Source organism: Natrinema sp. CRL1 (genome assembly GCF_059162405.1).
This window is the reverse complement of sequence record NZ_JBLVOY010000005.1, coordinates 1-26,121: the sequence shown is the minus strand read 5'-3', so window position 1 is coordinate 26,121 and position 26,121 is coordinate 1. Positions and strand designations below refer to the sequence as shown.

The 26,121-nt window shown below is 57.2% G+C and carries 22 protein-coding genes and 8 pseudogenes; 20 read left to right on the top strand and 10 right to left on the bottom strand.

The window, feature by feature from the left end; genetic code table 11:
• Positions 1-463 precede the first annotated feature (463 nt).
• The 6 genes and pseudogenes from ACJYUO_RS16830 (at position 464) to ACJYUO_RS16805 (ending at position 4,269) form a co-directional block, all read left to right on the top strand.
• Positions 464-1,081: a hypothetical protein gene (locus ACJYUO_RS16830; protein ID WP_494346504.1), complete on the top strand. Its 618-nt coding sequence runs from the start codon at positions 464-466 to the stop codon at positions 1,079-1,081.
• A gap of 18 nt (positions 1,082-1,099) precedes the next feature.
• Entirely contained in the window at positions 1,100-1,978 is an 879-nt protein-coding gene (locus ACJYUO_RS16825; protein ID WP_494346503.1) for a hypothetical protein, read from the top strand.
• 14 nt (positions 1,979-1,992) lie between these two features.
• Positions 1,993-2,406: pseudogene (locus ACJYUO_RS16820) on the top strand (transcription initiation factor IIB family protein); the annotation flags it as partial.
• Between the two features lie 77 nt (positions 2,407-2,483).
• Positions 2,484-2,996 (top strand): winged helix-turn-helix domain-containing protein, encoded by a 513-nt coding sequence (locus tag ACJYUO_RS16815; RefSeq protein WP_494346502.1) that lies wholly within the window; start codon positions 2,484-2,486, stop codon positions 2,994-2,996.
• The gene (locus tag ACJYUO_RS16810; protein ID WP_494346501.1) at positions 2,993-3,445 is read left to right on the top strand and encodes a toxin-antitoxin system TumE family protein; all 453 of its coding nucleotides are present in this window, start codon (positions 2,993-2,995) and stop codon (positions 3,443-3,445) included. Before ACJYUO_RS16815 ends, ACJYUO_RS16810 begins: the two co-directional genes overlap by 4 nt.
• A gap of 2 nt (positions 3,446-3,447) precedes the next feature.
• On the top strand, positions 3,448-4,269 hold the full coding sequence (locus tag ACJYUO_RS16805) for an SWIM zinc finger family protein (RefSeq protein WP_494346500.1): 822 nt from the start codon (positions 3,448-3,450) through the stop codon (positions 4,267-4,269).
• 45 nt (positions 4,270-4,314) lie between these two features.
• On the opposite strand, the pseudogene ACJYUO_RS16800 reads toward ACJYUO_RS16805, so the two are convergent.
• Positions 4,315-4,782 (bottom strand): annotated as a pseudogene (locus tag ACJYUO_RS16800) (DUF7342 family protein); the annotation flags it as partial.
• A gap of 71 nt (positions 4,783-4,853) precedes the next feature.
• On the bottom strand, positions 4,854-5,837 hold the full coding sequence (locus tag ACJYUO_RS16795) for an ABC transporter substrate-binding protein (protein WP_494346499.1): 984 nt from the start codon (positions 5,835-5,837) through the stop codon (positions 4,854-4,856).
• A gap of 704 nt (positions 5,838-6,541) precedes the next feature.
• On the opposite strand from ACJYUO_RS16795, the gene ACJYUO_RS16790 reads away from it, so the two are divergent.
• The 7 genes and pseudogenes from ACJYUO_RS16790 (at position 6,542) to ACJYUO_RS16760 (ending at position 10,097) form a co-directional block, all read left to right on the top strand.
• Entirely contained in the window at positions 6,542-6,718 is a 177-nt protein-coding gene (locus tag ACJYUO_RS16790) for an ABC transporter substrate-binding protein (protein ID WP_494346498.1), read from the top strand.
• 180 nt (positions 6,719-6,898) lie between these two features.
• Positions 6,899-7,117 (top strand): annotated as a pseudogene (locus ACJYUO_RS16785) (DUF7558 family protein); the annotation flags it as partial.
• Positions 7,118-7,188: 71 nt separating this feature from the next.
• Complete coding sequence (locus ACJYUO_RS16780) at positions 7,189-7,491, top strand: hypothetical protein (RefSeq protein ID WP_494346497.1); 303 nt, start codon at positions 7,189-7,191, stop codon at positions 7,489-7,491.
• Positions 7,492-8,004: a PIN domain-containing protein gene (locus tag ACJYUO_RS16775; protein ID WP_494346496.1), complete on the top strand. Its 513-nt coding sequence runs from the start codon at positions 7,492-7,494 to the stop codon at positions 8,002-8,004.
• A gap of 31 nt (positions 8,005-8,035) precedes the next feature.
• A pseudogene (locus ACJYUO_RS16770) lies at positions 8,036-8,363 on the top strand (DUF8158 family protein).
• A gap of 307 nt (positions 8,364-8,670) precedes the next feature.
• Positions 8,671-8,796 carry a hypothetical protein gene (locus tag ACJYUO_RS16765; protein ID WP_006430615.1) on the top strand — a complete coding sequence of 42 codons (126 nt, stop codon included), beginning with the start codon at positions 8,671-8,673 and terminating at the stop codon, positions 8,794-8,796.
• Entirely contained in the window at positions 8,796-10,097 is a 1,302-nt protein-coding gene (locus ACJYUO_RS16760; RefSeq protein WP_494346495.1) for an RNA-guided endonuclease InsQ/TnpB family protein, read from the top strand. The genes ACJYUO_RS16765 and ACJYUO_RS16760 overlap by 1 nt, the downstream gene beginning before the upstream one ends.
• A 10-nt stretch (positions 10,098-10,107) precedes the next feature.
• Here ACJYUO_RS16760 and ACJYUO_RS16755 read toward each other — a convergent pair whose 3' ends face one another.
• From ACJYUO_RS16755 to ACJYUO_RS16745, 3 genes and pseudogenes are all read right to left on the bottom strand, one after another.
• A complete protein-coding gene (locus ACJYUO_RS16755; protein ID WP_494346494.1) occupies positions 10,108-10,332 on the bottom strand; it encodes a hypothetical protein in 225 nt (74 codons plus the stop codon).
• A 4-nt stretch (positions 10,333-10,336) separates the two neighbouring features.
• A pseudogene (locus tag ACJYUO_RS16750) lies at positions 10,337-10,940 on the bottom strand (IS6 family transposase).
• 256 nt (positions 10,941-11,196) lie between these two features.
• Positions 11,197-12,432 carry a methylaspartate ammonia-lyase gene (locus tag ACJYUO_RS16745; RefSeq protein ID WP_494346493.1) on the bottom strand — a complete coding sequence of 412 codons (1,236 nt, stop codon included), beginning with the start codon at positions 12,430-12,432 and terminating at the stop codon, positions 11,197-11,199.
• A gap of 436 nt (positions 12,433-12,868) precedes the next feature.
• Here ACJYUO_RS16745 and ACJYUO_RS16740 point away from each other — a divergent pair, with 436 nt between their 5' ends.
• The 3 genes from ACJYUO_RS16740 (at position 12,869) to ACJYUO_RS16730 (ending at position 16,797) form a co-directional block, all read left to right on the top strand.
• A complete protein-coding gene (locus ACJYUO_RS16740) occupies positions 12,869-13,633 on the top strand; it encodes an IclR family transcriptional regulator (RefSeq protein ID WP_494346492.1) in 765 nt (254 codons plus the stop codon).
• A 199-nt stretch (positions 13,634-13,832) separates the two neighbouring features.
• Positions 13,833-15,602: a Na+/H+ antiporter NhaC family protein gene (locus tag ACJYUO_RS16735; RefSeq protein ID WP_494346491.1), complete on the top strand. Its 1,770-nt coding sequence runs from the start codon at positions 13,833-13,835 to the stop codon at positions 15,600-15,602.
• Positions 15,603-15,810: 208 nt separating this feature from the next.
• Positions 15,811-16,797 carry an asparaginase gene (locus tag ACJYUO_RS16730; RefSeq protein ID WP_494346490.1) on the top strand — a complete coding sequence of 329 codons (987 nt, stop codon included), beginning with the start codon at positions 15,811-15,813 and terminating at the stop codon, positions 16,795-16,797.
• A gap of 36 nt (positions 16,798-16,833) precedes the next feature.
• Here the strand turns inward: ACJYUO_RS16730 and ACJYUO_RS16725 are convergent, their stop codons facing one another.
• The 3 genes and pseudogenes from ACJYUO_RS16725 to ACJYUO_RS16715 all read right to left on the bottom strand — a co-directional run bounded on the left by ACJYUO_RS16725 (position 16,834) and on the right by ACJYUO_RS16715 (position 20,164).
• Positions 16,834-18,012: an FAD-dependent oxidoreductase gene (locus ACJYUO_RS16725; RefSeq protein ID WP_494346489.1), complete on the bottom strand. Its 1,179-nt coding sequence runs from the start codon at positions 18,010-18,012 to the stop codon at positions 16,834-16,836.
• A gap of 153 nt (positions 18,013-18,165) precedes the next feature.
• Positions 18,166-18,643: pseudogene (locus ACJYUO_RS16720) on the bottom strand (DDE-type integrase/transposase/recombinase).
• 105 nt (positions 18,644-18,748) lie between these two features.
• On the bottom strand, positions 18,749-20,164 hold the full coding sequence (locus tag ACJYUO_RS16715) for an FAD-dependent oxidoreductase (protein WP_494346488.1): 1,416 nt from the start codon (positions 20,162-20,164) through the stop codon (positions 18,749-18,751).
• Positions 20,165-20,261: 97 nt separating this feature from the next.
• Here ACJYUO_RS16715 and ACJYUO_RS16710 point away from each other — a divergent pair.
• Together ACJYUO_RS16710 and ACJYUO_RS16705 are read left to right on the top strand one after the other, a co-directional pair.
• A pseudogene (locus tag ACJYUO_RS16710) lies at positions 20,262-20,357 on the top strand (DsrE family protein); the annotation flags it as partial.
• A 549-nt stretch (positions 20,358-20,906) separates the two neighbouring features.
• Positions 20,907-21,224: an RPA12/RPB9/RPC11 RNA polymerase family protein gene (locus ACJYUO_RS16705; RefSeq protein WP_494346487.1), complete on the top strand. Its 318-nt coding sequence runs from the start codon at positions 20,907-20,909 to the stop codon at positions 21,222-21,224.
• A 295-nt stretch (positions 21,225-21,519) separates the two neighbouring features.
• Here ACJYUO_RS16705 and ACJYUO_RS16700 read toward each other — a convergent pair whose 3' ends face one another.
• Positions 21,520-22,302, bottom strand: coding sequence for an HpcH/HpaI aldolase family protein (locus ACJYUO_RS16700; protein WP_494346486.1), 783 nt, complete (start codon positions 22,300-22,302; stop codon positions 21,520-21,522).
• A gap of 178 nt (positions 22,303-22,480) precedes the next feature.
• Here ACJYUO_RS16700 and ACJYUO_RS16695 point away from each other — a divergent pair, with 178 nt between their 5' ends.
• Positions 22,481-23,227, top strand: coding sequence for a helix-turn-helix domain-containing protein (locus ACJYUO_RS16695; protein WP_494346485.1), 747 nt, complete (start codon positions 22,481-22,483; stop codon positions 23,225-23,227).
• Positions 23,228-23,290: 63 nt separating this feature from the next.
• Complete coding sequence (locus ACJYUO_RS16690; protein ID WP_494346484.1) at positions 23,291-25,663, top strand: heavy metal translocating P-type ATPase; 2,373 nt, start codon at positions 23,291-23,293, stop codon at positions 25,661-25,663.
• A gap of 363 nt (positions 25,664-26,026) precedes the next feature.
• Here ACJYUO_RS16690 and ACJYUO_RS16685 read toward each other — a convergent pair.
• A pseudogene (locus ACJYUO_RS16685) lies at positions 26,027-26,121 on the bottom strand (IS5/IS1182 family transposase); the annotation flags it as partial.

Below are 26,121 nucleotides of genomic sequence, written 5' to 3'. Positions count from 1 at the left end.
CGTAGTCTGGATGGGGTCCCCGAGATATCTTTCAAGCGTTGACAGGTAATCTGCTAAGCGAACCTGCTACCTACATTGACTTGAACCAGTCCTACGCTCGATCAAATCCGCCAATCCGCAACAGACGGTTTGTAATGATTTGCTGTTCAGCACGCACCCCACCTAACAGCTGTTTCAGCGGGAAAGTTATCGAGATAATAGGATTTCAACAGGGCCTAACCGCTGTAACCCATTTAGCGATCCCAGCCTACCTGATCCACGCCTCAAACAATCTTTTCCACACAGCGATCGTGGAAGGCATATTCACCAGTGAAACCGTGATCGTGATCGTATTGGTCGGATCGTTGCTTGGAGGTGGATCACTCTGGGAAAATCTGATTCGAAAACTCCAATAACAACGTCAAGATCTCTGTTCAAGGGCAAATCCAAGTACTTCCAATGGTAACACTTGTCTCAACTAGCCATGAGTGAGGATGAGCCTCCAGAAGACGCGGACATCATTACAGCTGAGGAACTGGAAAAGCAGTTCCAAGAGCGCCGAGAGCAGAACTTAGATCAGATCGAGTTCGGGAAATGCCGTCAGGCAAGAGAAGCTGGTCAAGTATTTGAATCGTCAATTGAAGAGGCTCCCGTTGATGCAGTAGAGCAAGTAGCCAGTGAACTCGAGGTTGATAAGGAGATGTCCCGAGAACTGCTGTCGATTTATACAGTAGTATACGTAGAAGGAGCAGGACGTGAAGTTGGTTCGCGATCGGCAGAGATTGGTCGAGACTACTTTATCGGATCATCTATTGAGGAACTGGCTCAGGAATACGAGCGTACACAGGAAGAGATCCAAAGAGATATTCGAGCATTCGTAGGTTCCAGGCTACGTGAGACGGACCTGGAAGATGTTGATCTGAGTCAGGAGTTGCCAGAGGTTCCACCAGATCCGATGGTTGAGGCGATGAAGGAAATCGATTTCGAGCCCCAGTTACAGAAGGTTGCTGCACTACTCAACCCTAAAACCAACCCCGAGATACAGTCCGCTCTCTCGCGTTTGACATCCGATTTGAAGGCGGCGAACATGGTGGCAGCGTAGATTGCACCGTTCAAGGCGATGCAAGAACAGTATCAAGAGCAATTAACTGGGTTGAACGCTCTTTTTAAGACTAATCTTGAGCCGTTTCTCGAGCTGAAACAGCAGTACGATGAGATCAGGGAATCTGATTTCGAGTTCAAATGGCTGCGGGATGTGCGGCATGGCACGTTCATGGAGCTGTATGAGGTCTACAAAGAACATGGGAACGAAGCCGCTGGTAAGGTACTGGCAGCACAGCTTAGGGACGAGGAGGACATTGAGGATTTCAAAGAGTTCTTCGCTTCGTTCGACGAGTATTCTGACCGACAATCGATCGTCGATGAAGCATTAGATGCACACGTTGAGGGACGGTACGCTCTTTCTATCCCTGCGTTGCTCTCCCAGTTGGACGGAATCTTCATTGACATAGCACTGGAACTCGGTTTGTACACTGAGGACGACGACCCAACAGGAGTCCAGATCGTAAACAAAGGTGAGGGAAGCCCGCAACACATTCCTGAGATTCAGGACGAGTATAGACGGTACTACGCCAGCCAGCTATGGGGAAGACGAGTCGAAATACTGCACGGGAAGGACACCGACTTTTCTGACAACGAACTTCTCTCAGCCAAACTGATCTGGTTCTTCTTCCAGACCCTGCACACTGTCGAGAACATCCGCTCTGCAGAGGACATTGGAGACTACCATATCATTCGGGTGATCCGCCAACAGGACGGGTGTAGCTTAGAAACAGTTGCTGACGAACTACCATACCAGGAAGAGTACGTAGAAAGCCGGGTAGAGGTGCTGCAAAGGATCGAAGTTGTGGAACAGGTTCCGGAAGAACAGTACACAGTGACTGAGCAAGGAGTGGAGTACCTGGAAGGCGAGCGAAGCCTGGATTACGAGGAGGTGTAGCTTATAAAAACCCGTCGGCCAGCGTGTACGGAGCCTGCCGGTGCAACGGTCTCTCGCGGTTGCTGGGCGAGGTCAGCGAGCTGGCCCGCGTCGCGGAGTCACGGGTCACGAACGCGTACAAGACGCTGAACGAAGAGCTGGGGCTCCCCGCTGAGCCCGTCTCCCCCAGTATGTTCGTGCCGCGCCTGGCCTCGGACCTCGAGTGCCCGGACGAGATCCAACAGCGTGCCCGAACCCTCGCAGAGCAGGCCGAGGAGCGCGGCGTCACGACGGGCGTCCATCCGGCCGGGTTCGCAGCGGCCTGTCTCTACAAAGCGGGGCAGGAACAGGGAAAGTGGGTGACGCAAAGTGACGTCGCGGAGACCGGGAACGTCACGCCAACGACTGTCCGGACGCATCACGAGACGTTAGAGGAACAGGTAGTCTGACAACGCTCGCCGACAAGCACCGCCATTAGATAATTTCCTCAGGAAACTATTTGTTCTCTGACTGCGTAACACCCAGTATGACCGAGACGTGGGATGACGTCAACGAACAGGTCAAGACGGACTGGAAAGACGACACCACACCGTTCGAGCGGGTGTACGAAATCATCGAACAGACACACGATGGGCAGTCGGCCGCCGAGATCGCCGACCGCGCCCTTGTGAGCGAGCCGACAGCGCGCCGCCACTGCAAGACGCTCGTGAACACCGGGTTCGCCGAGACGGAACAGGACGGCCAAACGACGCTGTACAAGCGCAACAGCGACCGGGTCTTGATGTCCCGGATCCGCGAGCTACGTGAGGAAGTCGATCGTCCAGAGTTGCTTGACAGCATCCAGGACATGAAAGCTGAGGTCCGGCGTTACGAAGACCGCTACGACGTGGTGTCACCAGAGGAACTCGTCCAGCAACTTGACGCCGACGAGACGGAGGGCTGGGACGACCTCACGGCGTGGCGAACGACGCGGCAGAATCTCGCCGTCGCGCAAGCCGCACTCGCCTACGACGAGGCCAGCCACCAGCTTGCCGTATGAACGACGACGACCGTGCCGGCGAGTTCGGGCCGATCTATCTTCCGGCCCTCCAGCGGATACGTGACCTCTGGCTCGAACTCGAGCCGCTCGTCGACGAAACAGGGTACGACGATGTCGTCGCCCCCACGGAACTGCAGATCAGTCTCAGCGATGGGTTGGGCGATGCCGAGAGCGCTCGGCTCGATATCCAGTGGAGCGAACTGGGGATGTATTCGTTCCACTACGTCGATAGCGACGACGTCAACTGGCGCTTCGATCGCCACCCGAATACGCACTCGCCCGAGATCCACTTTCACCCTCCGCCCGAGGCCGCGACGACGGCCGCCGAGCCGTCCTGTATCAACGTGACCGAGGTCTCACTCGTGACGCGTGCCGTCCATGCGATGTGGCGGGCAGCGTACGAGGATGATGCACTGGATCGGCTGAATAGTGCGTCAAACCCACCGTAAGGATGGACGCAACCGAGGACGCAGTTCGGGACATCTGCACGGACGCAGTCTTCAAACGGGGCGAACGATATCGTGCTGAGGGACGTATCCGCGAGATTCACCGCGTCGACAGCACCGTCACCGCCGTCGTGAGTGGCAGCCGTCAGTACGATGTTCGTGTTGACCTCACCACTGACGGGTTTTCCCCGTGGTGCGATTGTCCATACGACAGGCCGGGAGCATGCAAGCACGTCGTCGCCGTGTTGCTTCGGTGTGTTGACGACCCACCGCCAGACGACGGCGATCAACTCGACGCCGCACTCGACTGCGCCGACGCCGACGACCTCCACGCGTTCCTGCGTGACGAACTCGCGACCAATACGGATCTCCGTGATCGGTTTCTTGCCCGCGTTGGCGAGCCGACGAGACAGTCGGTCGACGAGTTTCGCACCGCGATCGATCGGCGGTTCGAAGAGACGAACCCTGAGTATTACGTCGTCTTCGAGCCGATCGACTTCACGCAGTGGTTCGATCTCGCGAACGAGTACCGCGAGCAGGGGCGGGCCGCGTCGGCGGCGACCGTCTATCGGGCTCTCGTCGAGTCGCTCGACGACAACATGGAGCGCGTCGACAGCGCGTACGACCACTTCTCGCGTGCGTTCAGTCAGGCACTCGACGGATATGTCGACTGTGTTGCGACCGCGGAGCGCGACGCTGATGCGATCATTGACGCCGTCGCGTTCCTCAACGAGCGGGCGACATCGGGCACGCCGTTCCTCGCGGAACACTTCGAGAAGGCCGCGGTCGAACTCCAGGAACAGGGAGCCGAGCAGTCTCGCGAGTAGCTGTGTCGACCTCGCTAACGCCCGCACGTTCACAGATTACGAAAATTAGTTTCTCACACGGTCAGCCACGGTGACCCGCTGTTCGCGAGCGGCTTCGACGTCGGAGTAGAGCGCCAATGCGTGCTTGATTAAGCGGCGGTCTTCCAAGTTTTCCTCCCAGCGCGTAATCACGTCATGGCGGTCGCGGAGCTCAGCACTTGCGAGGTCACCGTCGGCGAGCGACTGTTCGAGTTCCTCCCACGTCTCAACGTCGTAGGTGGCCTGCCACTCCTCTATCTCGTCGGTGATCGCCGCCAGTTCATTGCGTAGCTCCTCGCGCGTGTTTTCCTCGATGAGCGTGCGGATCTCCTCGAAGAGCAGTCGCGTGTAGTCCGGCTGGTAGCGCGTCGTCTCGCCAGTCTCGACGCGGCGCAGCTGGCCCTGGTCGACGAGATCTTGGAGCTCCTCGTTGGTCGTGCTCCAGGCGGCGTCAGCCTGCTCACTGATCCAGTTGACCGACCGCGGTTCGCGAAGTCACTTTTGTGTCGAATTACGCACCCTCTATGCATCGGTGCATTGTCAGACGTCGTTGTCGTTGCTCATCGTCAGATATCGCCGTTGATGATGTCCGCGACCCGCTGGCGGTCGAACAGTTGCTCGTCTTCGGGCACGTCCAGTGGCGCGTCGAGGTCGAGTTCCCCGAACTTCTCGGGGAAGAAGAGCCGGGCGATCAGTTCTGTCTGGAAGGCGTTGACCAGCGGGCCCTGCTCCGCAGTGGGACCGGGCAGCACGCGCCCTTCCTTCACCGCCGTCAGTTCACTGCCAACGTCGTGGTTCTCCATGGGCTCGACGAACTGCGAGCGGAACTGCTCGGCGTCGAACGCGCCGTCGCCGTCGAACGTGACCGAGCCGGTCGTGATGCCCCAGTGGACGATGATGATATCCGGGTCGACTTCGAGCATCGTCTCGTAGTCGGTCAGTCCGTACTGCCCAGTCTCGACGCCGGCGAAGGCGTCGTTGTCGACGAGTCCGAGGTCGCGATACGGCTTCATCTCGTAGCCGTCGTCCTCCAGAGAGAGGGCGTAAAACTCGCCTGTATCCGGGGTGGAGCCGCTGTTGATGAGTCCGATAGACGGGGTGTCCCCGTCCGACGGGAGCCGCGACTGGAGCTCCGACTGCAGTTCCTTGTGGAGGGCGAGCCACGCCTCGGTCCGCTCCCGTTCGTCGAGAACGGTGCCGACTTTGTCAAAGGCTTCGAGCATCGACGGTGCGTTCCCGGGGTAGCCGAGTTCTCGTTGCCACTGGCCGCGGATCCGGCGATTGTGACAGCCGAAAAATGGGCCGACGCCGGTCGCGATCTCCTCGGTATCGTCCTCGCTCCAGTTGTCGTCCCAGTTGGTCAGGAGGTTCGGATCGATGAGGAATACGTCCGAGTCTCGCTCGTAGAACGTCTCCTTGGACCAGCCGCCGTCCTGCCACAGCGCCGGATAGTCGTTGTCGTAGTCGATGTTGAATCGGTCGTAAAACAGGGACGGTGCCGTGTACCGGTTCGTCTGTAGTTTCTCGGCCTGACCTAGGGAGACGACCATGTCCGCCCATCCCATATTATAGGTTGTGACCGAGTCGGGGGCAGCGCCGAACTCGACTTCTCCGACTGGAAACATTTCGACGGTGTAGCTGCCGGTTCCAGTTGGAGTCCCCGCTCTATTTTGTCCGGCCAAGTCGGAACAGCCCGCCAGTCCCAGTGTGGCCGCCGCCGTGGCGCCATACTTGAGGGTATCCCTGCGCGTTCGTGGTGTATTTTCGCTAGTCATTGCATTTTAGGGTTGCCTAAAAAATATAAAAAGACTTCGATTATTAGGCAAGCCTAAAACATGGCGCGGTCCCCTCGGGGAACATTTCCCATCCCGATGAATTCGAGGAGTGGTCGTTCGCCTATCTGCGCACACATAGTTCCCCGACGGCGATTTCAGGCGGGACTCGGTCGACGACTGCATGAGCAGCTGACGTAGACGTACTCGTCGAGACCAAGCTCCATAGTAGCCGGAAAACGGATCTCGCTAATGCCCTCGCTGCAATTCCGTCGATCGACTGGGATCTATAGTAGCCACTGAAACGATTTACACACTGGTCGCGACGCCGTCGTTCGATTAGGTGTGCACTGACTTTCAGTGGCTACTATAGCCTAACTAGACACTGCCCGCCGGATGAACCTCGAGAACGGCGAACTCGAGATGACGATCGTTCTCCCCCACGAGATGGTGGTGATCTCGAGTCCGGGGACGATATCGAGGTGCACACCACGAAAATCCACCAGATCAGGTTCCTCTCGTTCGATACGACCTCCGAACCGTTCGACGACCAGCGTGTTCGGCGGGCCGTCCACCACGCCGTCGACCGCGAGGCCATCACCTCGTCATTGTGGATTCGGACTTTCAGACGGCTGCTCTCGAGTCCGAAATGGAAGTGACGAATCCTCGGGACGATTGATCCCTGTCCGCGAAGCCGGTCCTCAAGGACTGTGATAAGACAGAGCGTCCAAAGCCTTGAGATCCACTCCCGGTGGTTAGGAACCAAGGGCAGATTTGGGGGGTGACTAGATTACCCTCTTTGGGAAGACTGACGAAGATTCGCCTCATATCTTTCTCCTGTGGATTGTGCGATCAAAGCGCGACCCGGTCCCAACGAGCGCGACCACTACTCCTGTGACGGGTGCGGGCTCGTCGTCGACGCGCTCGCAGCGCTCACGCGAGTCCGCGTGGAGGTCGGCCATCTCGAAGGCCCGTTGCAGCTGTGCGAGCGGTGTCGTCCAGGCGGGGTCGCGACGTACTGGACGCGTAACCTCGAGGAGCATCTCGTGGACGAGTGACGCTCAGCCGAGTGAGACTCACATCGTACACACGAAAACGGCTAAGTCCGTTGGCTCACAATGTACACATCATGAGCACCGATAAGAAGCGCGTGCAGTTTCGAGCCCCCAATCGGCTCATCGACCGGGCCGACGCACTGGCTGCAGTCCTCGGGGAAGACCGAACAGACATCCTCGTGACCGCGCTTCGGGAGTACCTCCAAGACGCCGCCCACGACGACGCACTCTCCCAGGAGATCGCCGCCGCCTATTACGACGATGAGATCAGCTTCGAGCAGCTCAAAGCGCTCGTCGGCGCTGAGGAGGCGGCAAACCTCCGAGTGTTGAAACAGCAGTTGGATGAGGACTTCATCGACGAGGTCGCCGACGCATAGATGTCATGGCTTATCGCAGACGCCTCCGCCCTCGTGAGTCTCGGGATCGTTACTGACGGCGACCCCGTTCCACTTACACTCTGTCTCTCCCGGTACGAGGTTGTCGTCCCAACAGCGGTCATCGATGAACTCCAAGAGATCGCCTCCTACGATGATGTCCATGGACACGCCGCGTCCGCCGTACTCAACCAAGAAGAGTCATTCACGACACAATCGGTCGACCTCGATGCCGAGTTTCCGCTCGATGACGGTGAAAACGCGGCGGTCACGCTCGCGAACGATCTCCAGGCTGCGCTTTTTCTCTGTGACGAGTTTAACCAACTTGGCTTGATCCACGCCTCACTCGCTGATACCCGACTTGTCACGACACCGACGATACTCTCGGTTCTCGTTCGAACTGGGCAACTATCTGCTGCTAATGCGCGGGTACTCCTCGATGAGATTAGCGACGCCCGTAGCTGGGACGCGAACAGCTACGTGCAACGGGCTCGATCGTTGTTCGAGAAGCCCTGACACCGAGGAGGATACTTCGGAGTGAACAGGAATGCCCGATAACGACGCTCTCTACGACGTTCGTGAACGAACCAAGAATCTCGAGCACGTATCAGTTGACGATGTGGTCGAATTCGTCCTCAAACGCGCACAGCATCCCCGGACGGAGCATCGGGACGCGCATCTCGACGAGATGATGGCTACTGTCACCGACAGATACGGAACGGATCCCGTCCGAACCGTTATCCATCGCATCCTTGTCGACCACTACCCCTTTCGGACTGCCACACAACCTCGAGATGCGCAACGTCGACGGTGTTCGTATCGGGACGGCAGCCAGCCAGTTCCTGACAGAATTGAACGCACAGGACGACGGCTGAGACCGGTGTGAACGATTCGTATATCCAAGAGCGACACCGCACCCGTCCGGGTTACGGCCATTCGAGGCCGTCTGCGCGACCGATGGCTACCTCCAGACCCGTATACTGGGATGCTACGACAGCTATGGCGTCAAAAACCACTCGGCTTAGCTGAATTGAGGCGCTAAGCCCCCTTCCTCAGCGAGCACCGAAGGTGCGAGCAGGGAGGGGATACAGCGTCGCTCGTTTTTTCATACACTGTTCTACGACAGATTCACAGGCCCACGAAATCGGAAGTGTCTTGTATGCAAATTACGTAAGTTGTGATATGGCGACGCGCAAAACAATCTCGATCCGAGACGATCAAGAAGAGTGGATTCAGGACAACCACCTGAATCTCTCGTCGTTCGTTCAAGAGAAACTCGACGAGCTCATTGAGGAACGCGAGAACTGATGTACTACGCCTACAAGTATCGCCTCAAGCCGTCCAACACCCAACGAGAGGAGTTGGACCGTCACCGCGATATTTGTAGGCAATTGTATAATCATACCCGATACCGTCTCAACGAGTACCGAGAGAACCACAGGGAACTCCCGTCCATGACCACACTTCGGTCGGAACTACCCGACCTCAAAAAGTGGTGGGATGACCTAAACGACGTGTACTCGAAGGTTCTCCAGACCGTTGTAGAACGGTTGTTTAACAACCTCAGTAGCCTTTCTGCCCTCAAAGAGAACGGCTACGACGTCGGGATGCTCAAGTGGAAGTCACCACGCGAGTTCCGCAGTTTCACGTACAACCAGTCTGGCTTCAAGCTCGACAAGAAGGGCGGTCAGACTGTGTTGTCACTCTCGAAACTCGCGGACATTCCAATCCAGCTCCACCGCGCCATCCCCGATGACGCAAAGCTAAAGCAGGTTACACTCAAGAAAGAGCCGACGGACGAGTGGTTCGCCACGTTCGGTGTCGAAGTGGATCGAAAGCCACCAGAGAAGCCCGAAAACCCGAAGAAGTCTGTCGGGATCGACGTGGGAATTCTCAAGTACACTCACGATACTGACGGTCACGCAATCGAATCAGTCGATCTTTCGGACGAACGTGACCGACTGGAACGAGAGCAACGAAAACTCTCACGTAAAGAACACGGCTCGAACAACTACGAGAAGCAACGTCGTCGCGTGGCCGAGTGTCACGCCGATCTTAAGCGAAAGCGCCGAGATTTCTTGCACAAACTCTCGAACTATTATGCTCGAGAGTACGATCTCGTCGCTGTCGAAGATCTCGACGCGAAAGGATTGATCGAACTCGACGGCAACTCTCGAAATCGTGCAGGTGCAGCGTGGGGAACGTTCCTTCAGATGCTCGAATACAAGTGCGAACGTGAGGGGACGTACTTCGTGGCCGTGGATCCATCAGGGACGACTAAAGAGTGTGCAGCTTGTAGTGTCTCGACCGACAAACCCCTGTGGAGACGTGAACACTCGTGTCCGTCGTGTGGGTTCACAGCAGATAGGGATTGGAATGCAGCGTGGAACATTCTTTCTCGCGGTATCAAGCAAGTAGGAGCGGGATGCTCCGAATCAACGTCCTCAGAATCGCTCTGCGATTCTGATGTGCGAACGAGAGCTTTGCTCTCGTTAACGCCTGTGGAGACTGCGCTCCCTACGGGAACCCATTCGGTTCCTGCAAAGCGCGTCATCGAAGCAGGAAGCCCTACCCTCAAGGAGCGAACCGCGTTAGCGGTGAGCGAGTAGGTAGGGTAGTTCACTTAATACGGAACCGGAGGACCGCTCCAAGACCCCCGAATGCAGTATCGAACTGGGAACCTCGATGGGTGTCAGTCGACACAACCAGACACTCACCGCCTTGGTCGGTCGTCGCTGCCTCCAGCTCACGAATCTCCGCTGGTGGCCGTGCATCGTGTTTATAGTAGCCACTGACAGTCAGTGCACACCGATCGCACGAGTGCGTCGCGATCAGTGTGTACATCGTTTCAGTGGCTACGATAGTTGAGCGAACTCCACCAGACGACGAAGGCTTGCAACCACGTTTCTGCGGTCTCCGGATCGACGTTGCTAAAAACATCATTGAACGATGAGGTGCGCTGTTTTATTTCTTGAAAGACATGTTTGGCGCATTTTAATTTCCATGACGAACGGTCTGAAATCGGAGTCCTGCTCGATGCAGTGCAGTCGCTAGATGCTTGGCGTGATCGACGAGAAACACGATGTCGAAGACGCCGTGTTTCTCACGAAGCTCGTATAGAAACTGCTGGTCAATTCCGTCGTTGTTGTCGTAAATAGCCGTAAATGAAGAATTCTTTGTCCCCAGATCGACCGCGGCGTACAGCCAGAACTGCTGACCATTGACCCGGATCACCGTCTCGTCAAGCGCAATGAGATCCGGACTCGCATCACTTGCTGGCTGTAGATCGGGCTTCTACACTCAATCGTGAATGGCCTTTCGCGACTGTTTGACACCGAACTTCTAAAATTCTGAGATTGTATCCGAAAGTGAGTGTCCAGACAAATGGAGTCGAATACCGAACGCCATCAGCTCGCGCGGTGTCCGTCTCGCTCTACAAAATCCAAGTCTATTCAGTCGCTACAACCGCTGAAGCGCATGATGTCTATCATAGACTACCACAAAATCGACACCCCTCACTTTTCAGCCTTAACTAAATACGGCCCTGGTAATGGCGAATACCTTTTCAACGATTTTATCGGACGTCCGCTCTCGCTGTACAAATCCCACCCAATCCAGTCAGTAGGTCCGTTGAGGCGGTTAGTTTCGTCATGAGTATCCGAATCTTCGACCCCCTCATTCCTCACTTAACACCGCCTCGTAAGGTCGTCAATTTCTTATTCGATGGGATGTCCGAGCCATCTCGTTGGCAACGATTTGATACCCTTCGTCGACTCCCATTCCGGGTCTGGCCAGTATTTGTGCCGGTTGCGTTGCGAGTGCTACCTGTGCACAGACTCGAGCAGAGACATCCGTTTCCGCGCAACTTCCGCCTAAGTATGCACGCGTGTCGGTGTTTTCGCAGTACTGGACAGCATCGATACTTGCAGTAATTTCACCGAGATCGGGCGTCTTGATTTGGACAATATCGACAGCGCCAGCATCGACAAAGGCGGTAACATCGTCATAGGTATTACAAAACTCGTCGGCGATGATGTCTACAGGTACCGAACACTCGGTTAGGCCGTCTCGGAGTGCTCCGAGCACGTGGATCTGTTCGTCGCGTGATCCCGCTTCTATCGGGCTCTCTATTTGAAGCGAATACGGCGATGCGGCGTCGTCGAGCGCTGCGAAGTAGTCTATCACCTCGTCGCGATCGTACGGAGGAGCAAAAATCTCGCCAACTGTCCCGTAAATGTCCACGTGAAACGTCGGGTCGTATTCCGGAGAACCGAGTTCGGTCACTCGATCGCTGAGCCAATCTAGATACTCGAGGAGCTGTTCTCCCTCTTGGCCGATCTCGTCGACTGAATTAAACAGCCCGTGGGGAAGAACGGGGACCTCTTTGAGAATCATTTTTTCGGTGTTTCGACGGCGGTCGCTGCCGCTTTGGCAGAAGATTGGAACCGGTTGGGGTGTGCGGTCGATGCCATATTCGGTACTGATTACCTCGGTCATCGTCTGTGCAGAAGCCGTTGCTGCGGCATCCAGTAACGCTTGGGAGACCCCGTATCGAACTGCCGTGTGTAACTCTTCTGTGTCAGCGATGTCGCTCAGGATCTCGACATTGGTCGTAAACGCACTGGCATCTCGACCGACGAGGGCCTCCGAAATCGTCGTCTCGATTTCGTCAAGGTGGTCCTCCGCAGTGAAAAACGCATCGCGACCACCGAACCCGGAGTATTGGACCGCTGTACAATCCCCGAGAGCGGTTCGGCCATCTTCGAGTTCGATTATTACACTCACTGCTTCGGCCGGTTGACGGACATCGGTATACCCCGAGGTAACTGCCTGTCCGTTGTACAGAAATCCGTCTTGTTCTGCGTTCGCCACGATAGCTTCTTTATCGTCGAAGTAGTAGCCACCTGTCGTCACTACTGCGGTTACATTAGCTATCTCTATCATATATCGTCCATGTCAGTATTTATTGGGGGATTATATATAAATTCCTATTATAGGATAATCGTTGTTTCAGGTTATATCCAATCCGAGGCTCGCTTATTCTACTATATATGGAACTTCCCTACTGCATTTCTTTGCTGGTCGACGAAGACAGCATTCGATTACACACATATGGCTGTAATGATGGTGGTGAATCGGGGAACGGTACGAGGTGGCTGCATTGCCCATGTTCCGCTTCAACGACTCGGATATGGTGGGTGAAGACGGGACTGCCTCTCCAAAGAAGCGGCAGTGAAAATCATGACACGCAATTCCTAGGATGTCTGTATTAAACAAGGGATGAGTACCCCACTATTAATGTAATCAGTGGGAAATCGCTACACGGAACGACGCATTCTATAATACGTGGATTTATGGGGCTTGATGAGAGTGAGAACGTATGACCGAGAGCCAACTTCTGATGACGACCGAAACGTCGTTAGCGGTGATCGAGACAATTCAGGAACTCGATGGGGCAACGCCGGCCGAACTCGCGGCGGCGCTCGAGCTATCCGAGAGTACTGTCTACAAACACCTCTATACCCTCGCGAAACACGGCTACGTCGTCTCCAACGGAGACGAATACCGCCTCGGAGCGCGGTTCTATCACATCGGGATGTACGTCCGGAACCGCAGCAAAGTGTACGAACTGGCGGGCAAATACGTCATCGAACTCGCCGAGCAATCGAACGAGGAATCCGACTTCGGAATCGAGGAGAACGGTCGCATCGTGACGCTATTTGATTCGGTCGGTAGTTCCGCCAAGCCAAGTTCTCGGCTCAATAACTACGAGTACATGCATACGACGGCTATCGGGAAAGCGATCCTTGCTCGATTGCCGGAGTCACGCGTCGACACGATTGCCGATCGGTGGGGTTTCCCGGAACTCACTGAGGAAACGATCACGTCGCGATCGGAACTCGATGCTGAACTTGAGCGCATTCGGGCACGGGGCTATGCGATCAACGATCAGGAGTCGATTCCAGGGAAACGCGTTGCCGGCGTCGTCGCCGAGGGACCCAATGGGGCTGTTATCGGCGGCTTCACAGTCTCCGGTCCGGCATACCGGATCGAAGACGCCGACCTCCACCAGGAATTTCCCGATATCCTGCAGCGAGTTGTGCCGGATTTCGAGTCGGAATTGGTCTCACAAGGGCTCCTGTAGTCGGCCTCGAGTCGACGAAAGACCGATAGTCGTCCGATTGTGGCCGCCTTACTCACAAATAGAAATGCTGTACGCATCTATTTTTCTGGTTATATCTATTGAAGATCTGGCAGAGAACGACACTGCGTGTCTCCATCTACTCGCTTCCCCAATATCCAAACAAAAGATTAAAATAGTGTAGCTCTCACATTGAGTGTGTATGTCATACGAATCCCTTCCGGTTGCGGCACTGGCATTGGCACCACCGCTTCTCGCGATTGTACTCGCGATGTATACGCGGCAGGTGCTTGTGTCGTTGTTCGCTGGTGTATGGATTGGCGCGTTGATGATCGCCGACTGGAATCCGATCGCGGCGACGGCGCTGTCGATGGATTGGATCGTAGAAGTCGTCAGATCACCATTTGACACCAAGTTCCTGATCCTGATTATGTTCATGGGTGCTGGTGCTGCGTTCGTTTACAAATCAGGCGGGATCATCGCGCTCCAGAACTGGATCGGCCATCGTGTGAACACGGCTCGGGACTCCCAGATCCTCACATGGCTCATTGGGATTTTCATTTTCTTCGACTCGTATACGAGCACCATCGTGACCGGGAACGCAACTCGCGAACTCTCTCAGGAAAACAACACTTCCCGAGAGATGCATGCCTACGTGCTAGATTCGACGACCTCGCCGGTTACGACCTTTGGACCCGTCTCGAACTGGATCGGATATCAAGTATCGATGATCATCGTGGGGTTCGAAGCTGCCCGGTTCACGGCTGACGAAGTCGGTATCACCGCATTCGGGCTCTTCCTGCAGAGTATTCCGTGGAATATCTACTGTTTCCTCGCGTTCTTCATGGTCGGATTCATTTCGATTACGCAGCGGTTCTACGGTCCGATGCTGAACGCGGAATGGCGTTCGCGCAAAAAAAAGAAGACTCGCCGGGACGACGCGACGCCGCTCTCAGACATCACGACCGATGTCGGTGAGCCAAGCGAGAAGAACCCGACGCTGATCAATTTCTTCGCGCCGATTCTGTCGCTGCTGGTCGTTGGACTCATCTCGATGTGGTGGCTCGGTGGCGGCCACCAGTCCGGCGTCGATATCGCGACTGCGTTCCAAGAAACCGATGTTGCACTCGGTCTCCTATACGGTTCGTTCGCGTTCATGGCTGTCGGCATGCTCGGTGCCGTCGGATTCGGCACCATGGACATCGAGGAAGCGAGCGATACCGTGATTAGTGGGTTCAAAACGATGATGATCGCGGCTGCGATCATCGTTCTCGCGTGGAGCATTGGCCACGCAGCCGAACAGGTCGGAACGGCACAGTACATCGTCGACCTGATGGTCAGCAGCGGCGTTCCCGGCTCGTTCCTGCCGCTCATCATCTTCGTTGCGGCGATGTTCATCGCGCTCACGACCGGGACATCGTGGGGGACTATGGCGATCCTGACGCCGCTCGCGATTCCGCTCGGCTACGAACTGTCCGGACTGTCGATCCTGCCGGTCCTCATGGGCGTCCTGTTCGGCGGGGCGATCTGGGGCGACCACGTCTCACCGATCAGCGATACGACCGTCATGTCCTCAATCTTCGCCGGTTCGGACCACATCGATCACGTGACGACGCAGATTCCGTTCGCGATGACCGCAGCCGGTGTGACGGTACTGATGTTGCTCCTGTATGCAGTCGGTGTGACGTCGCCACTGGTGTTGCTCCCACTGTCAGTCGTCCTTACCGCAGGCACCGTCATCGCGCTGAACAAGTTCGATGCTCGCCGCAAGAATTTACCCGAAATCATGCCGACTACCGAGGCCATCGACAACGGTGAAATCGATGTCGATGCGATCGAAAACGGAAACGAAGCCGACACAACGCGGATCAACGGCCAGTACAATTTCGTCGAATCGATCCCGCTGACTGCAGTCGGGATCGTTGTCGCCTATCTTTGCCTGGTCTTCGGGTTCATGACCCTCGGCTTCTAGTGGACAGACAGTCACTACCCTTTCAAGATTTTTGACGAAGAGAGAAGCTGAAGTGTGGCCAGATACGCATCTGGATACTGTTACAACGCGAATGATTCGTCGCGATATTCTCCACGCCGTAAACAGCGACGACCCTCTCGCTGACAGGAGTGAGTCATGGCCGATATCAATCACAACGGATATACGTTTTGTACGGATAGTACAACGTATGTCGACTGTGTACGTCATTGCCACCGGCGGCACGATCGCAAGTACCTCGAGCGATACCGGAACGGTTCCAACCGAGTCTGTACAGAAGTTAGTACAGGCCTATCCGGAGAGTTTCGAGCACGTTGATATCGAACTGGAGCAACTTACGCAAACTCCGAGTTCGGAGTTGATTATTGATGACCTTGTGACATTAAGTGATCGCGTACGAGCTGTCGCCGACGATATCGACGGAGTTGTTGTCCTCCACGGGACCGATACGATCGAAGAGACCGCGTACTACCTCGATCTCGTGCTTGACGTTGACGTACCGGTCGTTCTCACTGGCGCACAACGGCCGTACGATAGCCGTAGTCCCGACGGGCCAGCAAACCTTCGTGGGGCCCTCGCGGCAGCGAGTCACGATCACGTTCAGACGGGTACCTACGTTTTTTTCAACGATTGTCTTCACGCAGCACGACCAGTGACGAAAGACCACAGCAGCAATCTCGACGCGTACGATTCGGGCAACTACGGGCCGGTCGCCGATCGGACACCGAACGGTCTCTGGTTCTACCGTCGACCCGAGAGTCTATCGGTGACGATTCCCACACGAGAGATCACGGCAACCGTTGAGGTTGTGCCGACATCGACGGACACCGATGGGAGACAGATCGCTCACGCCGTTGACCGTGGCGTCGATGGGATTGTCGTCGACGCGCTCGGACTCGGAAATGTTCCCGCGGGCGTTGCAGATTCCATCAGTGCCGCCGTTGACAACGATGTTGTTGTCGTTATTACGACGCGGTGTCGCAACGGAGTCGTCTCGCCAGTATATGGTTCAAAAGGAGGCGGCGCAGCTCTCGAAGAAGAGGGTGTGCTATTTGCATCGAACCTTCCCGCCCACAAGGCCCGAATTAAACTCCTAGTAGCCCTGTCACAACAATCAGGGGATACGGTTGTAGAGGCATTTGATTCCAGTCAAATCAATGGTCATGGGTATGTATGATATATTGATCTTAAATAGATTGAATATACTATGTGGTTAGAGGTTGGAACGAATCTGTGTAGCCAACCGCTCCGCGACGGCAAATTCCTGTGACACGGATAGTGGGGTTGGATCTGGCTCGATAATTTCGGCCACGAGCTTGCTCGCTTTCGCTGCCGAACCCCAAGAGAGGGTCACACCTGCTCCGCCGTGGCCACAGTTGTGAATAACTGGACGATCATCGAGAGAGGTGCGTTCAATTCGGACACCATGACCATCCGGGTCCCGAACCGGCCGGAAGCCATATCGGCCCGTCAAATTTCCCTCCTTGATGGAAATACTCGCGTACGTCTTGAGCAATTTGTCGTTGAGTTCGACGATCCGTGATGGCACTTCTACCCCTCCGACTTGTTGGGAAGCACTAGGTATGTGTCCCATCCACTCTTCACTAGGAGAAACGGGAATTCGACTCCCCCCAAGAACGACCGTATCCATTCGAGGATAGGCGTAGATCTCACCGGTGTATCCGTCCGAAATAGTACCAGGGTTTGGCGTATAGTTGTAGGAGAACAGCTCACCGCAATCGGTACGGAGGAGGGGGAGTCCGTCAGCGATGACTTGATGGCCAACATAAATCATCCATGGCCGCGGATCATCAAATAGGTCCTGCGAACCAATTCCAGCACAGTTTACCAGAACTTCACCCGGTAACTCATGGCATTCGTCGCGGGTAAGGGTACGCTTGTGAACGGTCCCACCGAGCGAATCGTAAAGAGCGTAGCAGCGAGCGATATACGTCGGTAACTCAGCGAAATACGCATCAAATTGCCACCCAAATACGGAAGTAGCGCCCGGTCGGTGAGGATACTGTTCGATGTCAGAAATACGCCGAAAACCACTCACTGTATCCGCATATCCTGGATCTGGTTGATCCTCTTCGTACAGCACAAAATGTGGCTGCTGTCGGACGCCCATCGATCCCGCGTCAGCAAAGAGTCCGAATATACTCTGCGAAATCGAAAGAGCGCGTCGCTGTCCGGAGAACGTAACCGACGCTGGCTTGATCGATGCAGCTGCGTACGGCGTCGCGAATTCTGGCGACGACTCATCAACGAATGGTACCTTTTCCGCATAAATTGCAGTATCGTATCCCTGGAGTTCAAGATAGATTGCAGTCGTTATGCCGATAACACCACCACCGATTATAGTGGCATCTATGTGTCGTTTGGTTTGCATAGCTTGCTGTATATCTGACCAACGACGCCTCTTACGATATTCGTTTTGATGCTCTAGGTTGAGCTATAGTAGCTCCTGAAATGATTTACACACTGGCACTATCTAGTTAAGCACCTCCGCTGGTGTCTGTCTGCTAAGTGACTGGTTCGATCGTTATGTGTTGTAGTAGTGTACAAACTGTTCAAGATATCCTCTGACTATTGCCTGACTGCTCACCCATGAATTATGGAATCAGTCAACTCGTATTTTGAACATGTAAAACACGTTTCAATGAGGTTTCGATCAACGTAGTCGAGTTGACCGCTCAACCCTACTCGAGAGAAAGCAGTCAGATAGTCGTAGCTATCGACGAGAAACACTGTGTCGTCGAGATCGTGTCTCTCGGTCACTCTATGGAGGAACACAGCGGCAGAATCGGTACCTCGTCGTCCAAACACTGCGATATCGAGAATCAGCTGTGAGTCTATGTCTATTGCATCGTATGACCAAGACCATTTTCCGTTGATCTTGACAGTACTTCACCAATAGCGATCCGAGCTGGCCCGTCCTCGAGTCGATCCGAAAGCGACACCTCGTCACCGGCGGTGCTCGGAAGCGTGAAATCGGGTGCTCGTTTGCCTTCTAATCCCATACGCTACCGAGGGCCTGCAGCAAAAAGTGCCTGTAGGACGGGGAATTAGTGGACATGTTTGTATCACGGTGAACGAATCGCACTGCCGTCCTCGACTGAAACGTGTCATCGTAACGTTCCGGAAAGCACCTTCGCTGCGACGAGCACGGGATCCCACGTGGTGTTGAACGGCGGTGCGTACGCGAGATCGTAGTTCTCGAGGTCGAATACGGTCGCCCTTTCGTGGAGGGCCGCGACAACCGCATGACTGCGATGGACAGCGCCCTCGCCGTATTCGCTGACGAGGCTCGCACCGAGAACGCGGCCCGTCTCCCGATCGGCGGTCATCGTGATCGTGACGGTGCCGCCCTCGGGATAGTACCCGGCGCGCGAGTTCGCCGTGATGGTCTTGCTGACCGGGTCGAACCCCGCTGCTCGAGCCTCGGTGTGGTCGATAATTCCGGTTCGGGCGGCCTCGACATCGAACGCCTTGACTGCCGCCGTACCGGCTATTTCGCCCCCTTCGGTCGGTCGGCCGGCAACGGTCTGGCCGACTGCGCGGCCGTGGCGGTTGGCTGTCAGCGCCAGCGGAACGTACGCCGGGTCACCCGTGACGACGTGTGTCGTCTCGGCGCAGTCGCCTGCCGCGTAGATGTCAGAAACGCTCGTCTCGCGATAGGCGTCGGTCTCGATAGCCCCCGTTTCTCCGAGTTCGATTCCGGCATCGTCGGCGAGAGCGGTTCGCGGTCGAACGCCAGTTCCGAGGAGTACCATTTCGACCTCGATCCGGTCGCCGTCAGTGACGACGGCCTCGACGCGGTCGTCACCCGAAAGCATCTCCACTTCAGCGCCGAGATGTACTGCAACATCCTGTTCTCGGAGATGATCGGCGACTGCTTCGCTCGTCGCCTCGCTGAACCCCTTCAGCACGCGGTCGCCCCGCTGGAACAGGTTGACTTCGAATCCATTCGCGGACAGCGCCTCGGCCATCTCGACACCGATGTAGCCGCCACCAACGACACCGACGGGTCCGGTACAGTCCTCGAGATACCGACAGGCCGGCCCCCTGTCGGGCTGCTGGAGCGATTCGCCGTTGCGTGCCCGCGCGACGTACTCGCGGAGTTCCTTCCCGTCGCTCATCGACCCGAGCGTGTAGACGCCTTCCAGATCGGTCCCGCCGATCGGCGGCACTACTGATTCCGATCCCGTCGCGACGAGCAGGTGATCGTACGACTGGACAGTCTCGCCCGATTCGTGCTCGGCGGTGACCGTTTTCTCGTCAGGGTTGATCGCGATGACCTCGTGGCCCGTCCGCAGATCGATGTTACGTTCCTCGCGGAACTCCTTCGGCGTTACCGAGATCAGGTGTTCGAGCGACTGGATCTCGCCTTTGATGTAATACGGAAGTCCACAGGCACCGTAAGAAACCCACTCTCCCTTCTCGAAAACGACCACCTCGAGATCGGGATCATCGCGTTTCGCTTTACTTGCGGCAGACATTCCGGCTGCGTCTCCGCCGACAATAACGAACGTGTCAGTCACAGGTGATCAGCCACCTGCCAGTAACTTAAACGAGTGCTACTCGTCTCAGCGAACGCTTCTATTGGATGGGGTTCGCCGGTAGCGACATCGAAACGAGGTTCAGGACGCGGGCATCGTCCAACTCGATGAACACGACGGCTACCCAAGCATCCGCTCGCTCGTCGACGACGACTACGAGATTATCACGTTCTGACGTGACGAGACGCCAATAAGATCAATTTCTTTCCGGCGTTTCCTCGCCAGCAGCCCACGAGTAGTAGTTCGAGATGCGTTCGGCTCTCGCTACCGTCCGCCAGCAGCGCATACTCGACACGTGGCGGATTTCGTTGTACTGCATTCGTGAAACGAGCCCGGCGTCTTCGAATTCGTCGAGGCGCTTTGAGGCTGAGAGTATCGTTTCGTGATACTGGTGGGCGGCTATAGTAGCCACTGAAACGATGTCCACACTGATCGAGACGCAGCCATCCGTCAGGTGTGCACTGACTGTCAGTGGCTACTATAGTAATTGTCTGATGACGAACATTCTGTCTATAATTTCGATAACTCGACACCAACGTCTACTTTCGTCTCGAGATTCTGAGCCGACTCTACGACACCCCGTGGCCAGTTGATAGATGTCAGGCAAGATCAACCGTTGCCTATTGCCTCTTCGATAATTCGGTACAGTCAGCATGAGTTGCCTGAAATCAACGATGGATCGGAAGTTAACACATATATCTGCAACCGTGTATTCCTACTTTATATGCAATTCTGTGACGAGTGTGGTTCGATGATGCATACGGAGGGCGACGCGTGGGTGTGTCGTTCCTGTGAGAACGAGGAGTCGCGGGACTCGCAAGCAGAAGCGGTGATGACGACCCAGGATGGACAGCGGGACGACGGGGCACCTGCCGTGGCCGACGGGACTCAGGGCTCTACCGAGACGATGCAAGAGCCCTGTCCGGCGGACGACTGCGACAGCGACCGGGCCTACTGCGAGATGATGCCGAAGCCGGGCGGCTCCTACGAGGTTCGGCTGTTCACCTGCATTGAGTGCGGCCACAAGTGGCGCGGGTCCTGACGGTGCATCTCGGAATCCCGCCGCTTAAATATGCACAGACCGCCATATCAGACTCTCAACTCCCACAACACAAGAATCCGTCCGATGAGTTGATCTCGCTACCGGAGTGCTCGCTTTGCGGGCAGTCGGTCGCAACTGTGACGATCCGAGGACCGATGGCGGCCGTCGGGGCTCTTGTGGCTGTCGCGCGCCGCCCGAGGTTCTGCTCGTCGATCCCGACGCTCGGCCCGAACGATATCGTAACCGACGGCGCTCGCACCCGACACGGCTGACGACGGGAACTGAGACGCGCAGCTTACCTGTCTCGCTTCTCCATCGCGTCCTCGAACATCGCCTTCGCCCGCAGTCCGCCCGCCTTCACGTAGTCGATGTCGACGCCGGCTAGCACGAAGTCAAAGCCGCGGTCGACCCACCGTTCGATCTCGTCCTCCTCGAACGCGAGCGTCGCGACGGGCTTGTCGACGGCGTGGCCCGCCTCGAGCACGCGATCGACGGCCTCGACGAACTCGTCACTGTCGGTTTCGCCAAAGATGTCGAGCGCGGCGGAGAGGTCCGCGGGACCGACGAACAGACCGTCCAGGCCGTCGACGGCGGCGATCTCCTCGACGTTCTCGAGGCCGGCTTCGGTCTCGATCTGGGCGATCGTGACGAGGTTCTCGTTCGCGCGCTCGAGATACTCGGGAAATGCCTCGCCGTACTCGGTGCCGCGGCCGTAGCCAACGCCGCGGATTCCCTCGGGCGGGTAGCGGGTGGCCTCGACGAGCGCCCGCGCGTCCTCAGGCGTGTCGATCATCGGGGCCATCACGCCGTTGACGCCGGCGTCGAGGACGCGTTTGATCTCCGTCGGATCGTTCTCCGAGAGGCGGACGATCGCCCCGGGGGTGGGATCGACGTTCGCGGCGTCGATCGCGCGAGCCATCTCGGTGATCGTCTCGATCGAGTTCGTCGAGTGCTCGCCGTCGATCATCACGGCGTCGAACTCGAGGCGGGCGCTGAGTTCGGCGATCGCGGGATCGCTCAGCGCGACCCAGGTCCCGACGAGTGGCTCTCGGTTTCGCAGGGCGGAGTAGAACGTCATGCCACCCTGTTCGCCAATTCGTGAAAAAAGGTTCCGGTACCGAAATTGTAACCGCGTGCGGTCGCAGTCGGAATCCTAACTCCGCCGCCTCCGCACTCACATTGAACCGATTCGAACCGGCAATCGGACCTGGCCGCCTTGGCGATATGTTATGCCTCCCGAACTCCTACACGGAACCATGCGTGAACTCGTCTTCGCCCTCGAATACGGGCCCGGGTGCAATAGGGTAGCGGACACGCTCGCTACCCATCCCGACGCCCGGATTCGCTCACTCTCGTTGCACGCCACTGCCGAACGGCTGTGGCGTGTCGATCACGTTACCGGGTCAGCCGACGCACTCGAGGACATCGAGGACGCCTTCCTCACCGCAGACTACTATGCGGACTGTCTTGCCACCGAGGACTGCGGCGCGACCCAGACGACCCAGGTCCTCGATCACACCGACGACACGCTCGTCCTCTACTCCGACTGGGAGCGCACGCCGGACTGTGTATCCGTCCCCCACATCGCCCGCGACCACCTCGGTAACGGTGTTCTGTTCGAGACGCGCCACGAGAGTCGCCATTACACGTGGCGGATCATCCATTCCGGCGAAGGCAATGTGGCGTCCTTCTTCGACGCACTCAGAGACGCGATTGGCGACTGTGCCCAAATGGAGATGCTCCGAACGGCAGACACGACAGCAACGAACGGCGACGTGAACGAAGCAGACGGCCTGTCAGCGGAACAGGAAGCCGCGCTTCGTGCTGCCGTTGAACACGGCTATTACGAATCACCGCGCGAAGTGGACGTGGGTGAACTGGCCGACCATCTGGATGTCCCGCGATCGACGCTCACCTATCGGCTTCGGCGGGCGGAAGAACAACTGGCGAAACACCACGTTGCTAGCAAGCAGTTGCCACAGGAGCGATCGCCCCATATCTGACTCCGCAACCAATTGGAATATTCCAATGAAGGCTTATCGAACTAACGCCCCTCTCTCGAGGTGATGACTACAGAAGCGGATACAACGGGGAACACGGGTGATAGCGGTCAGAAACAGGAACTGACTGCCCGCCTCGCCGTCCCCGAGATGGACTGTCCCTCTTGCGCTCACAAGGTCGACAAGAGCCTCCAGCGCGTTGATGGAGTTATCGACGCCACGCTCCAGCCGACTACTGGCACAGCCAACGTCACGTACGACCCCGATCACACCAGCCAAGCCGATGTGGTCGAGGCGATTGAAGCCGCCGGCTACGAGGTAGTCGACGGCTCGGATGCCAACGGCGATGATGAGCGACCCCAGTCGGCCAACGGTGTCGACATCGCACCACCGTCGGAAGTATGGACGAGTTCTCGTGCGAAGAAGACCTGGCTCGGCGCGGCGTTCGTCACTTTCGGCCTCCTCTTCGAGTTCCTCCTCACTGCCCAGAACGTCGCGGTAGCGACCGTCCTCGACTATCCGCTCTACGTCGCGGACGTCCTATTCCTCGGTGCCGTCGCCGCAAGCGGCGTCCCCGTCGTCCGTAGCGGCTACTACTCCGCGAGGAACCGGAGTCTAGATATCGACCTGCTGATGGGGACGGCGATCATCGCCGCCACCGGCATCGGCTACTTCGTCGAGGCCGCCACCCTAGCCGTCTTGTTCAGCATCGCCGAGTTGCTCGAGGACTATGCGATGGATAGGGCGCGGGACTCGCTGCGCGAATTGATGGAGCTGTCGCCCGACGAGGCCACCGTCGTGCGTGACGGGACGGAGGTGACTGTGCCCGCCGATACGGTGGAAATGGGCGAGACCGTGGTCGTCCAGCCCGGTGACAAGATCCCGCTGGATGGGACAGTCGTTGCGGGGAAGAGTGCGGTCGATCAGTCGCCGATCACTGGCGAGAGTGTCCCCGTCGACAAGACTACCGGCGATGAGGTGTATGCCGGCGCGATCAACGAGGAGGGCTATCTCGAGGTAGAAGTCACCTCGACGGCGGGCGACTCGACCCTGTCGCGGATCATCGAGATGGTACAGGGTGCACAGGCAAAGAAAACCGAGACCGAGCAGTTCGTCGACCGATTCTCGGGGTACTACACGCCGGTCGTGGTCGTACTGGCGATTCTGACAGCCATTATTCCGCCGCTGGTCATCGCCGACCCGGTGTCGGTGAACGTGGCCGGGTACGGGGTCAGCTTCGCCGGTGACTGGCAGACGTGGTTCATCCGCGGGCTCACCCTGTTGGTGATCGCTTGTCCGTGTGCGTTCGTTATCTCGACGCCCGTCTCAGTGGTCTCGGGCATCACCAGCGCCGCGAAGAACGGCGTCCTCATCAAGGGCGGTAACTACCTCGAGGCGATGGGCGAGGTAAACGCCGTCGCAGTCGACAAAACGGGCACGCTCACGAAGGGCGAACTCGCCGTCACGGACGTCGTCCCAGTCGGCGACACCGACGAAGCAACGCTGCTCCGCCACGCCGCTGGGCTCGAGCGGCGCAGCGAACACCCCATCGCCGCCGCGATCCTCGCTCGTGCCGACGAGGCAGGCGTAGGCGACCTCCCTGACCCAACGGCTTTCGAGAGCCTGACAGGCAAGGGTATCCGCGGCGAGATTGACGGCGAGACCTACTACGCGGGCAAGCCCGCACTCTTCGAGGGGCTGGGCTTCGACCTCTCCCGGGCCCGCTCGGCGACCGATGGCGGTGTGCCGGCGGCAGACGCGGTTGAGACTGACGACGGCGCATTCGCCGAGGACGCACTCGCCACGCTCGAGCGGGCGGGCAAGACGATCGTCGTCGTCGGAACGGAGTCGGAGGTACTGGGCGCTATCGCAATCGCCGACGAGGTGCGCCCGGCCTCGAAGCGGACCGTCGAACGCCTGCACGAATTGGGCGTCGAGCGCGTGGTGATGCTGACCGGCGATAACATGGGCACTGCGCGGGCCATCGCCGAGCAGGTCGGTGTCGACGAGTACCGCGCCGAACTCCTCCCCGACGACAAGGTCGACGCGATCGAGGAGTTACAGGCCGAGTACGGTAAAGTGGCGATGGTCGGCGACGGTATCAACGACGCACCCGCACTCGCCACCGCGGAGGTCGGCATCGCGATGGGCGCTGCCGGCACCGACACCGCCCTCGAGACTGCGGACATCGCACTGATGGGCGACGATATCGGGAGACTCCCCTACCTGTACGACCTATCGCATACGGCCAATAGCGTGATCCGGCAGAACATCTGGGCGAGCCTCAGCGTGAAGGCCCTGCTCGCGCTCGGCGTCCCGCTGGGGCTAGTGAGCGTCGCCCTCGCAGTTGTGGTCGGCGACATGGGGATGAGTCTTGGCGTAACCGGTAATTCGATGCGACTGTCACGACTCACGCCCGACCGGTTCTTCGACTCCTGATTGAATACCAAAACTGGCGATAGTTTCCCCACCTATCAGAAAGATACTTATCGATTGGTGGTGGGGATTCTTCCGAACGTTCTAATGAAGAAACACATCGAGGGGGATTCTATACGTCGAGTCCGTTATGACCCATCGGAGTCCAACGCAATGGCATACGCAGTCACGACTCTGGTTCTGGGTGCCCATGATCGTCGCCTCATCGAGTATGCTTCTCGGCGTGGTCGTCTCCCTCTCAACGAAAACGAATGGCTCGAGGGCGGCTTCCAGTAGCTAATTCGAACAAACTCACTGCATACACAATGACAGATGATAGATTGATGCTACAAACGGCCGTGGTGAATCGCCAGACGGTGCTTGATTTCACTGGTTCACGGCCTGCGTGATGTTGTAAACTGCACACATCAAGACGAGTTCTCGAAATTCGCCGTACCAGGTTCGCGCACGCACGGCGTCGC

Excerpts from the sequence above, each read along its gene's own strand:
- ACJYUO_RS16830 (WP_494346504.1), top strand. The coding sequence starts at position 464 with ATGAGTGAGGATGAGCCTCCAGAAGACGCGGACATCATTACAGCTGAG.
- ACJYUO_RS16825 (WP_494346503.1), top strand. The coding sequence starts at position 1,100 with ATGCAAGAACAGTATCAAGAGCAATTAACTGGGTTGAACGCTCTTTTT.
- ACJYUO_RS16815 (WP_494346502.1), top strand. The coding sequence starts at position 2,484 with ATGACCGAGACGTGGGATGACGTCAACGAACAGGTCAAGACGGACTGG.
- ACJYUO_RS16810 (WP_494346501.1), top strand. The coding sequence starts at position 2,993 with ATGAACGACGACGACCGTGCCGGCGAGTTCGGGCCGATCTATCTTCCG.
- ACJYUO_RS16805 (WP_494346500.1), top strand. The coding sequence starts at position 3,448 with ATGGACGCAACCGAGGACGCAGTTCGGGACATCTGCACGGACGCAGTC.
- ACJYUO_RS16795 (WP_494346499.1), bottom strand. The coding sequence starts at position 5,837 with ATGGTCGTCTCCCTAGGTCAGGCCGAGAAACTACAGACGAACCGGTAC.
- ACJYUO_RS16780 (WP_494346497.1), top strand. The coding sequence starts at position 7,189 with ATGAGCACCGATAAGAAGCGCGTGCAGTTTCGAGCCCCCAATCGGCTC.
- ACJYUO_RS16775 (WP_494346496.1), top strand. The coding sequence starts at position 7,492 with ATGTCATGGCTTATCGCAGACGCCTCCGCCCTCGTGAGTCTCGGGATC.
- ACJYUO_RS16765 (WP_006430615.1), top strand. The coding sequence starts at position 8,671 with ATGGCGACGCGCAAAACAATCTCGATCCGAGACGATCAAGAAGAGTGG.
- ACJYUO_RS16760 (WP_494346495.1), top strand. The coding sequence starts at position 8,796 with ATGTACTACGCCTACAAGTATCGCCTCAAGCCGTCCAACACCCAACGA.
- ACJYUO_RS16755 (WP_494346494.1), bottom strand. The coding sequence starts at position 10,332 with ATGTACACACTGATCGCGACGCACTCGTGCGATCGGTGTGCACTGACT.
- ACJYUO_RS16745 (WP_494346493.1), bottom strand. The coding sequence starts at position 12,432 with ATGATAGAGATAGCTAATGTAACCGCAGTAGTGACGACAGGTGGCTAC.
- ACJYUO_RS16740 (WP_494346492.1), top strand. The coding sequence starts at position 12,869 with ATGACCGAGAGCCAACTTCTGATGACGACCGAAACGTCGTTAGCGGTG.
- ACJYUO_RS16735 (WP_494346491.1), top strand. The coding sequence starts at position 13,833 with ATGTCATACGAATCCCTTCCGGTTGCGGCACTGGCATTGGCACCACCG.
- ACJYUO_RS16730 (WP_494346490.1), top strand. The coding sequence starts at position 15,811 with ATGTCGACTGTGTACGTCATTGCCACCGGCGGCACGATCGCAAGTACC.
- ACJYUO_RS16725 (WP_494346489.1), bottom strand. The coding sequence starts at position 18,012 with ATGCAAACCAAACGACACATAGATGCCACTATAATCGGTGGTGGTGTT.
- ACJYUO_RS16705 (WP_494346487.1), top strand. The coding sequence starts at position 20,907 with ATGCAATTCTGTGACGAGTGTGGTTCGATGATGCATACGGAGGGCGAC.
- ACJYUO_RS16700 (WP_494346486.1), bottom strand. The coding sequence starts at position 22,302 with ATGACGTTCTACTCCGCCCTGCGAAACCGAGAGCCACTCGTCGGGACC.
- ACJYUO_RS16695 (WP_494346485.1), top strand. The coding sequence starts at position 22,481 with ATGCGTGAACTCGTCTTCGCCCTCGAATACGGGCCCGGGTGCAATAGG.
- ACJYUO_RS16690 (WP_494346484.1), top strand. The coding sequence starts at position 23,291 with ATGACTACAGAAGCGGATACAACGGGGAACACGGGTGATAGCGGTCAG.